The 9,468-nt window shown below is 40.6% G+C and carries 6 protein-coding genes and 1 pseudogene; 1 reads left to right on the top strand and 6 read right to left on the bottom strand.

Features of this window, described 5'->3' with window-relative positions; all coding sequences use genetic code 11:
- Positions 1 to 98: 98 nt before the first annotated feature.
- On the top strand, positions 99 to 695 hold the full coding sequence (locus AB1L08_RS20015; protein WP_413066391.1) for a YdhK family protein: 597 nt from the start codon (positions 99 to 101) through the stop codon (positions 693 to 695).
- 64 nt (positions 696 to 759) lie between these two features.
- Here the strand turns inward: AB1L08_RS20015 and AB1L08_RS20010 are convergent, their stop codons facing one another.
- From AB1L08_RS20010 to AB1L08_RS19985, 6 genes and pseudogenes are all read right to left on the bottom strand, one after another.
- Complete coding sequence (locus tag AB1L08_RS20010; RefSeq protein ID WP_413066390.1) at positions 760 to 2,274, bottom strand: multicopper oxidase family protein; 1,515 nt, start codon at positions 2,272 to 2,274, stop codon at positions 760 to 762.
- A gap of 252 nt (positions 2,275 to 2,526) precedes the next feature.
- A pseudogene (locus AB1L08_RS20005) lies at positions 2,527 to 4,288 on the bottom strand (IS1182 family transposase).
- Between the two features lie 185 nt (positions 4,289 to 4,473).
- Positions 4,474 to 5,382, bottom strand: coding sequence for a F510_1955 family glycosylhydrolase (locus AB1L08_RS20000; protein WP_413066389.1), 909 nt, complete (start codon positions 5,380 to 5,382; stop codon positions 4,474 to 4,476).
- Positions 5,383 to 5,407: 25 nt separating this feature from the next.
- Positions 5,408 to 6,085, bottom strand: a complete 678-nt coding sequence (locus AB1L08_RS19995) for a response regulator transcription factor (RefSeq protein ID WP_413066388.1) — start codon at positions 6,083 to 6,085, stop codon at positions 5,408 to 5,410.
- Positions 6,086 to 6,089: 4 nt separating this feature from the next.
- Positions 6,090 to 7,469, bottom strand: a complete 1,380-nt coding sequence (locus tag AB1L08_RS19990; protein WP_413066387.1) for a HAMP domain-containing sensor histidine kinase — start codon at positions 7,467 to 7,469, stop codon at positions 6,090 to 6,092.
- 411 nt (positions 7,470 to 7,880) lie between these two features.
- Positions 7,881 to 9,251 (bottom strand): MATE family efflux transporter, encoded by a 1,371-nt coding sequence (locus AB1L08_RS19985; protein ID WP_413066386.1) that lies wholly within the window; start codon positions 9,249 to 9,251, stop codon positions 7,881 to 7,883.
- Positions 9,252 to 9,468 lie beyond the last annotated feature (217 nt).

Below are 9,468 nucleotides of genomic sequence, written 5' to 3'. Positions count from 1 at the left end.
AGTAGGAGGGGAATCAAACAGTTGGGTCAAGAGATCCTTTGACCCATCTAACTCGGCGAATGCCGAGAGACTATTTAAATAAAAGGAGGATGAACATCATGGCAATATTTAAAAATAAAATGATGATAGCCTCAGGTATTCTTACACTCTTATTGGCTGGTTGCCAAAGCGGGGGCGAAACGGAGAATCAAGCACAACAGGACTCCCAAGTGGAAGAAAACACTGAGCAATCTGCCCAAGAAGAAGGGCAGAATATGCATGAGATGCATAGCGGTTCCGGAGAGGTACCGGAAGGACTGAAGGAAGCTGAAGATCCTAAATTCCCTGTTGGCAGTACAGCAATGATGCACGCTGACCATATGCCCGGCATGAACGGTGTGGAGGCAAAAATTAGTGGGGCCTTTGATACGACCGCCTATGCAGTCACCTATACTCCGACTACCGGCGGTGAACCAGTGGAAAACCATAAATGGGTCATCCATGAGGAACTAGTCGATCCGGGAGAAGCCCCCCTTGAAGAGGGGACAGAAGTAACGATGAATGCAGATCATATGGAAGGCATGGATGGAGCTACCGCAACCATTGACTCCGCCGAACAGACAACTGTTTATATGGTCGACTTTACGCCAAAAGACAGCGATCAGGAAGTAAAGAACCATAAATGGTTAACAGAAGATGAATTGTCAGCAGAATAAAGAAAGGGTTGTACGGAATCCAAAACAATTCCTTACAGCCCTTTTTCGTGTTTATTTCATGAAATTAGTATACTTCTACCTGCCCCATCATACCGTTATCTTCATGCTCTAAAATATGACAGTGATACATATAGATGCCTTCTTCTGGAAAGGTGACAAGTAGTTTTACTCGTTCACCCGGTTCAATTAATACACTGTCTTTGAATCCTTGCTCATTAGGTGCCGGATCTTTACCGTCCCGTGAAATGATTTTAAACTGGGTACCGTGGATATGGAATGGATGTATCATCCCACCCATCGGATCTGGTTTATTGTAAACCTCCCAGACTTCTGAGACACCTTTCTCCTGTCTTAAGTCAATCCGGTCGGGATCAAATTTCTTCCCATTGATCGTAACCATGTCCATCATCCCAAACAACTCAATCTCTTTGGAGACAGGTAAGTTTTTCTCCTCCTCTGTCAAGAAGGATTCATCAGATGTCCATGATACAGAGGAATGTTTCGCTGCTTCACCCTCAAAAGCCAAATCAAATGGAAGCAGAACGGTTCCTTCCTCATCGATTATGGAAACAGACTCATTAGAATCCATTTTGGAAAAATCAATCAGGATTTCAGAACGTTCTGATGGAGATAACGTAAGCTCATCCGTTTCAATAGACTCATATAACAACCCGCCATCCGAAGCAATTTGAGTGAATGAAGCACCATTGCTCAAACGAAACGTATAATTTCTTGCGTTAGAGCCGTTGAGGATTCGAAAACGCATCACTGGTTGAGTCACTGTCAGTTTCGGATTGACTGTACCGTTGACAAGTGACACATCTCCGATTGTTCCATCACTGTTCATGAGCTCATCATAATTCAGTTGGTGGTTCTTATCAAACAGACGGTCCTGGAAAATGAGTGGTATGTCGTTCATGCCATAGCTTTTCGGAAGACCGGTAGAATCCTGATCCGCTTCTTCCACATAGAGCATCCCAGCGAGTCCTTTGAATACTTGTTCGGAGGTTAACTTATGCGGGTGCGGATGATACCAAAGGGTGGCTGCAGGCTGATTCGCTTTTAAGGTGATGACCTTGCTTTCTCCCGGCTGCAGTTCATCGTGAGGACCGCCATCCACGGACCCCGGTACTTCAAGGCCATGCCAGTGGAATGTCGTTGGTTCATTCAACTGATTGCGGACCTTCACTTTTACGGTTTCTCCCTCTTTCAGCCGTACAGTCGGCCCCAACAAATTCCCATTGTATCCGTAGGTTTTGGTTGGAGATCGATCAAAGAATTGGGTCGTGCCTTCTTGTGCGACCACCTCATAATCGAAGTCTGAGCCCTTCTGTTTTTCCAACAGAGGCGGGATTACCAACTCCTGAGTTCCTTCGGAGTCTTGAAGTGGGGTCACATTGTCATGGTCCATGTGCCCCTCCATACCTTCCATATCCCCATGGTTCATATCCATATTTTTTTCATGTTGCATTTGCCCATGCTCCATGGTTTGTTCTTCTGATTGTTGTTCTGTTGTGGTGTTTGTGCAACCCGCCAATATTAGCAACAGGCCTACGCCTGCCAATATATTTCTTTTCATTTCTTCTCTCCCTTGTTAGTCATATCTATGTTGCTCAAAGGTCCACTTCGTTTTTCACATTTTAAACTTCCAGTAGATGCGATTTACTAAGAAATGTACGAATTGGCAAAAAGCAACCTTTAAAACATGTTACTCCTTCCCTTGTCATCTGTTCTCTAGCAATAATCATACCGAACTAATATCAAGAAATTATGCAAAATCCTGTACGGATCCGTTAACTCATACGATTTATTTTAAAAGAGGGTTGAACTCTCAATGTAAGCGCAGAACCGACTTTGCTTTATGTTTCATTAATATAATTAACTGTTTTTGTATGCAATGGAAAAAAACAAAAAGAGGATGGGACATAACTAGCCAAAGCAACAATTATAAAAGGTTCCAACCATCGTTCATAGATGGTCGGAACCTTTTATATTGGGTATTTTTATACCTGCATGGCACATTGGTTGTTCGCGGCAGTGTACTTTCTCAAATTCACCGCCATGAACGCAAATCCTAATTCGTTTTTCACTTTCTCTTTACCCCTTAAGGATAAACGGGTGAAACGCAAATTAGCCTTCAGGAATCCGAAGACTGGCTCCACATCAATTTTACGTTTTCCGTAGATTTCCCCAGTTTTCTCTTCTGAAAGCTTCTGTCTGATATATTCTTTTTGCTGTTCCCACTTTTCGTTATATTGTATTCTCCGGTTGTGGCCATCTTTTGCTTTGGTACACTGGGAACGTAGCGGACAATCTGAACAGTCCTCACATTCATAGACTTTAAACGCCCGGGTAAAACCTTTCCGGTCTGTCCGGTTGGATATGTACCGAAACGTCAACCTCTTATCATTCGGACAGGTGAAAGAATCACTCTCCACATCATATTTCCAATTGGCTGTGCGGAAGATGTCCCCCCTATATTTTTTCTTTTTCTCTTTCCGGTACATGCTATATGTGATGAGAGGGATCCGGTTTCGATTCGTGATTACGTCTTCATAATTTTGTTCGCTTCCATATCCTGCATCCGCAACGATATAGCCGGGCAACTCAAAAAAGCCTTTTTCAATCTTATCTAAAAAAGGGATGAACGTACGCGTATCTGTGGGATTGGGGAATACATCAAAGGCGAGCGCATATTGTCCTTCTGTTGCGACCTGCACATTATAGCCTGCTTTAAGCTGACCGTTCTTCATATAATCATCTTTCATGCGCATGAAAGTGGCATCATGATCCGTCTTGGAGTAGCTGTTGCGCTCCCCGAAAATCTCCATGTCCCTTTGGTATTTCTGCTTTCGCTCCAGAAAATCCCGGAATTGTTTGCGGTATTGTTTAGGAGCTTTGCGCATGGAACGCATTTGCTTACGTTCACTCACATCTTCGCTTGCTTCTATTTGTTTATCGTATTCCTCCACGGTCTCATCTAGCTTTTCGATCACTTTGGCCAGTTCCCCGGTGGTCAGTTCATCCGGGCTTTCGCGCTCTATTTCCGGAATGATCTCGTTTTCCAACAATTCCTCATACATCTGGTTCGATTTTTCTACCAGGGCAGCACTGTATTTTTCAATCGCCTTACGCCAGACGAACGTAAATTTATTGGCGTTGGCTTCAATTTTGGTACCGTCGATAAAAATGGCTTCCTCGTCAATCAGCTGTTCCTGCACAAGCTGGCAGCGAAACTGGACAAAGCACTGGCGCAGCAGCTCTTTGACCTCGGGATGGACGCGAAATCGATTAATCGTACGGTAGCTGGGTTCATACCCTTAGGCTAGCCACATCATTCGCACACTGTCCTGGAGCAGTCCCTCTATCTTTCTGCCCGAAAAGACAGATTGCGTATAGGCACACAGGATCACCTTCATCATCATTCGCGGATGGTAGGCAGGACAGCCGGTTTCACGCAAAAAACCGATAAAGGCTTCGTCAGGAATATTTTCCACCACCTCGTTGACGGCATAGGCAATGTCATTTTCCTGAAGTTTTATTTCCAGATCTAGCGGCAAAATAACCTGATTCATGCTATAATGCTTAAACATAAGGATACCTCCGGTAAATTTATTGTGTAGGAACTTTAATTTTATCAGACGGTGTCCTTTTTTGCTGTCTAAAACACAACAAAAAAGAGTGGTATCTTCACCAACTCATGTAGGTGTGTGCCACTCTTGTTTCTAATTCACAGGTTTAACTGGGTTTTGTCCCAGCCCCACTCGTTATCTTTTATTCATCCTAGCTTTCCTTCCTTCGCTATATTCGTCCAGTTTTTACCGCCATCTTCAGTTGTAAAGATATCGTTGGCATAGGTAATGATTACAATTTGTTCTGGATTGTCATGGTTTGCCGCAATAAACATTATAGGGTTGTTATCTGCGAGATCCGGAATAGTTATTTCTGTCCTGCTGCTATCTGATATAGTTTGGCTGTATAGATGGTTGCCTTTGTCATTTAAGGCAGAATAAAGAACAATATCATCAAGCATGAATACGGCTGGCACCATGAATGAGTCAGTGATAAGCTCAAAGTTATTACCGTTATCTCTTGATAGATAAAGACCGTCCTTTGTTGAGACGGAAATGATCTCTTCTTTTATAGGGTGAGCAGAAATGCTGCCAATTGAATCAGACTCAATCCCGGCAAATTTGCTTGATTCCCAGTTTTTCCCTTCATCCAACGTGTAATACATACCGGTCTCCAGTTCTGAGTTGGGCTCCTGATTTATGACATAGATCGCTTTAGAACTATATCCGGCTGTTAAGTAATGAAAATCAGACTCTCCGTAAAAGGCAAGCTGATCAAGTGTCTTGCCTTCATCTGTGCTTTTAATTAAGCCAAGTGGATTTTTTAATTTTGAACCTTCCGCAGGATGGCCGCTTGAATAAAAACCATCTTTTATCATGCTAAATCCCATATAATCATGGTTATTTCCATTAGTGGCATACCAATTTTGCCCATCATGTTTCTTGATTCCTGTATGCGTGGCAATATACAGACTATCCCCTGCGAAGCCGGCACCATGGATATGGTCTATTTCTTTATCAGTTTTTTCATAAGTAAATTCTTTTGTTTCCTGTGAGCAGGCCGCCAATAGGAATACGGTTGCTAGCGCTGAAACGATTAATTTTGTTAACTTCATTTTTTCCTCCTGTGTATCTAAAAGGTTATTCATTTTCCCATTTATAGCCTACTCCCCAAACTGTTGTAAGGTGGTCGTCAATTGGGAATCCTGCATTTCTCAATTTGTCACGTACATTCCGAATATGAGAATCGATTGTTCTGTCTTCTGTTCCTGCTTCAAGTCCCCAAATGATTGTCAAAAGCTGCTCCCTTGTGAAGACACGGTTAGGATTTTTTAATAATAAACCAACCAGGGAAAATTCTTTAGGCGTAATCTGAATTGGCTTGCCTTGATAGCCTAGTGAGTAGGAATCCGGATTCCATGTCAGGCCGTTAAAGCTTATTGTTTTATCTTCTTGCAGTTTGGTACGTCTAAAAATGGCTTCTATTCGGGCCAACAGCTCACCTGAGTCAAATGGTTTTGTTATATAGTCGTCCGCCCCGGTACTTAGGCCTTTCACGATATCGGATTTATCTGTCCTTGCCGTCAGCATGATGATCGGAACATCCGAAACCTCCCTGATTCTTTTGCAAGTTTCCCAGCCATCCATGTCTGGCATCATCACGTCCAAAATGACGAGTTCACACGTTTTCTTTGATAAATAACTTACTGCCTCTGCTCCCGATGATACAGGGACACATTCATATCCAGCCGGCGATAAATACAGCGAGATCAAGTTTCGCATCCGTTCTTCATCGTCTACAATCAATATCCTACGCATAATTTTACGATTCACCTCTTGCTATGATGGTAAAAGTGGTTCCTTTATTGATCTCACTGTAAACCTCTATTTCCCAATGATGGGCGTCGACTATTTCTTTTACAATGGATAATCCAAGCCCAGTACCGCCCAATTCTCTGGAACGTGATTTATCAACTCGGTAAAACCGTTCAAAAATGAACGGAATATCATGATCCGGGATACCCTTTCCCTCATCGTGTATGGATATCTTTATCTCTGTATCTTTTTTAGATACTTCTATAGTTGTTATGGCCCCTTTAGGAGAATATTTTCTAGCATTCTCCAACAAATTGAGAATGATTTGTTCAAACCGGACAGGGTCAGCATAAATCTGAATATTTTCAGGGCATATAATAAGTAAGTTTTTGTCTTCTTGCTTGAATGCCGGCAAGGTTTTTTGCGAAATTCTTTTCAATGAATCACTGACAGAAAACAACTCTTCTTGAATGCTAAAAGTGTTATTATCCAATTGGGCCAGCTGCATCAGTTCGGTTACGAGGGTAGTCAGTTTTGTTGATTCTTCCGTAATGACATTTAAATAACTCAAACGTTCATCTATACCAAGGTGCTCTCTCTTGGCAACCTCTGCATATCCCTTGATATAGGTCAATGGTGTTCTTAGTTCATGTGAAATACTCGCCAAAAACTCATTTCGTTCCGTTTTTAAATGGTTTAGTTCATTTGATAGGAGTTGTATGGATTCGGCAAGTTCTCCCAATTCATCATTGCTTTTATTTTCAAGTTGAATGGAAAAATTCCCTTGGCTCAACTCTTTGGTCGCTTCCTTCATTTTTATAAGTGGCCCGGCGATAATTCTTGAAAGAATTAAGATAATAATAGCTGTTACAAAGGCAGTTGCAATCCCGGCAATTAGGAAATGTCTGTTTAACTGTTTGATTAATTGCTTTAATTGGCTTGTATCCTGGAACATATAAACATATCCTTTATCGACACCTGTTTCAAAAGGGGAGATGGTGGCAATATATGAACCGGATTTCCAGTTATCCTCAATTACTTGTCCATTTCTTGGGATATTCTTTTTTTCTGCTTTTAATAAGCTGCGAATTTGATTGAATTTATCTGTAGAAGAAATGATCACTTCACCTTGATCGTTAGTGATTACTACCTCTGTATCAGATTTTACTTCCATTAATGCGATATGGTGGATTGTCTCTTGATTGTAGTATGTTTCCAATACGTCACGATGATTGTTTCCTCTGGTGACTAATGCAGAAAGCTGTTCATCAATTCTTGAGTGAGCAATTTTCTGATGCAATAAAAAAAACAAGCATACTTCCATCGTGAAAATTAAACAAAAAAAGAGAATACCAATTTTTATCGAGATTTTTCTCAAATGAGACACCACCCATTGTTATTCTACAAATAGAATATCGAGAATTTATGCAGAAAGAAAGACGATTTCCTGTAGTATAATTTCTATTTTTTCAAGAAGAGTGAGTGGGAGCTAATGTTCAGCTATAGCCACCCTAGTATAAGATCTTTCAGGGTCAAATTAGACCCAGACTACCTGATAATCGAACTTTTATGTTCATTTATTTGAACCATACTTTCATGATTATTGCACTCCACAACAAAACCGGCCTCACAAGGATATCCGATTCAGTTATTATTTCTAAAGTTCTCCATTTGCAAAGATCCATGACAGCTTGTGAACGTCCAGCAATATTGATCAACAATGACCTTTAAAAAAATGGACCATAAATGAATTAAGACGCATTCCTTATTACAGAAAAGCGCCCAATTGTTGAAGAAACTAACTTAATTTAGCAACAGTATTTACATTTTTATTTGTTCCTTCTTTAACTTTTTTAAATCTGAAAAATAAGAATATAGCTCGAATATATAGATCAATCGCTATAGAAAGCCAAACTCCTGCAATCCCCATTTCAAAATGAATTCCAAGTATATATACTCCCATTACACGAATCAACCACATTCCAATAGCTGTGCTATACATCGGACTTTTCGTATCTCCTGCTCCTTGTAATGCTCCTGCTAAAATTAATCCAATGGCTAATGCAGGTTGAGCAAAAGCATCTATTTTTAGTGCAGTTACTACCATATCAATTGCAGTCTGATTATCTGTGAACCAAGTTGCCATCCAAGATGATAGGAAAAATAATAATACCCCACCAATGGACATTATAAAAATACCAATAATAGTCGTTAACATCCCATACATATATGCATCTTTATGGTTATTTGCCCCAATACTTTGTCCAACTAATGTTGTTGCTGCAATGGCCAACCCATATCCCGGCATATAGGAAAAAGTTTCGATATTTCCTGCAATTGAATGGGAAGCATAGACATCAGCCCCAATCTTGAGTATCAATCCAAAATAAAGTACCTGTCCAAACCGCATAATTAAACGTTCAATTGCTGTAGGAGTAGATAATTTTAAAATAGACAAGGTACCTTCCCCTGAGGAACTCCCAAATAATGAAAAAGACACTATTGATCGTTTAATATAGAAAAACAATAGAAGTGTACCAATGATTCGTACTATGACTGTTGCCAATGCGGCCCCTGCTACTCCTATTCCTTCTATTCCAAAGATCCCAAAAATTAATACATAGTCTAATCCTATGTGAATAAGATTAATCCACCAACTAACCTTCATAGGAGTTTTTGTATCACCAGCAGCTCGAAGAATACTGCCAAAGGTAAACATAAGCGAAATAAAAATAGAAGGTATGGCAACTATACGAAAATAAGTGACTCCATCTGCTAAAACTTTTGATTCTGCTCCCATTAAACGGAGTAGTGGCTCGCTAAAAAAGAGGGTAATCAAACCAAATAGCAGTCCAAGAATGGATGATAAGATAGTGGATTGCCGAGCAATGGATTTCGCTTTTGAAATATCTCCTGCCCCGATACTTCTGGCAATAAGAGAAGATGTTCCTACCCCTATTGCCATAAAAATAGCAATATAGACAGCTAATACTGCATTTGCCACACCTACCGCGGTGACTTCATTTAAACCTAATTTGGCAACGAATAAAGTATCTACAAATCCAACCAAAGTCTGTAAAATATTTTCAATCATTGCTGGGACTGCTAAAGCAATGATGATGGAAAGTTTCTGTTTAGTGGTTTTATCTTGAATTGTAACATCTTTCATTTTCAGGACTCCCTACTGAATAAAACTGTTTGATTTTCCATTCTTTCAACCCTTATTCCATCTGTTTTCTAGCTAAGCTTGGAAAATTATTTAGCGCCAGGCGGATTGAAAGTTCATAGTTTACGATCATAATGTATCCCGTATGAGTAAAATGTTTGTGGGCGAATAGTTGTTCCTCTCATTTGAGGCCTAAGTGGGGTTTGCTCTTACGAAATGA

It is taken from the genome of Siminovitchia jepli (assembly GCF_047228825.1).
Classification (GTDB): domain Bacteria; phylum Bacillota; class Bacilli; order Bacillales; family Bacillaceae_C; genus Siminovitchia.
This window is presented reverse-complemented; position numbering and strand designations above follow the sequence as displayed.

Excerpts from the sequence above, each read along its gene's own strand:
- AB1L08_RS20010 (WP_413066390.1), bottom strand. The coding sequence starts at position 2,274 with ATGAAAAGAAATATATTGGCAGGCGTAGGCCTGTTGCTAATATTGGCG.
- AB1L08_RS19985 (WP_413066386.1), bottom strand. The coding sequence starts at position 9,251 with ATGAAAGATGTTACAATTCAAGATAAAACCACTAAACAGAAACTTTCC.
- AB1L08_RS20015 (WP_413066391.1), top strand. The coding sequence starts at position 99 with ATGGCAATATTTAAAAATAAAATGATGATAGCCTCAGGTATTCTTACA.
- AB1L08_RS19995 (WP_413066388.1), bottom strand. The coding sequence starts at position 6,085 with ATGCGTAGGATATTGATTGTAGACGATGAAGAACGGATGCGAAACTTG.
- AB1L08_RS20000 (WP_413066389.1), bottom strand. The coding sequence starts at position 5,382 with ATGAAGTTAACAAAATTAATCGTTTCAGCGCTAGCAACCGTATTCCTA.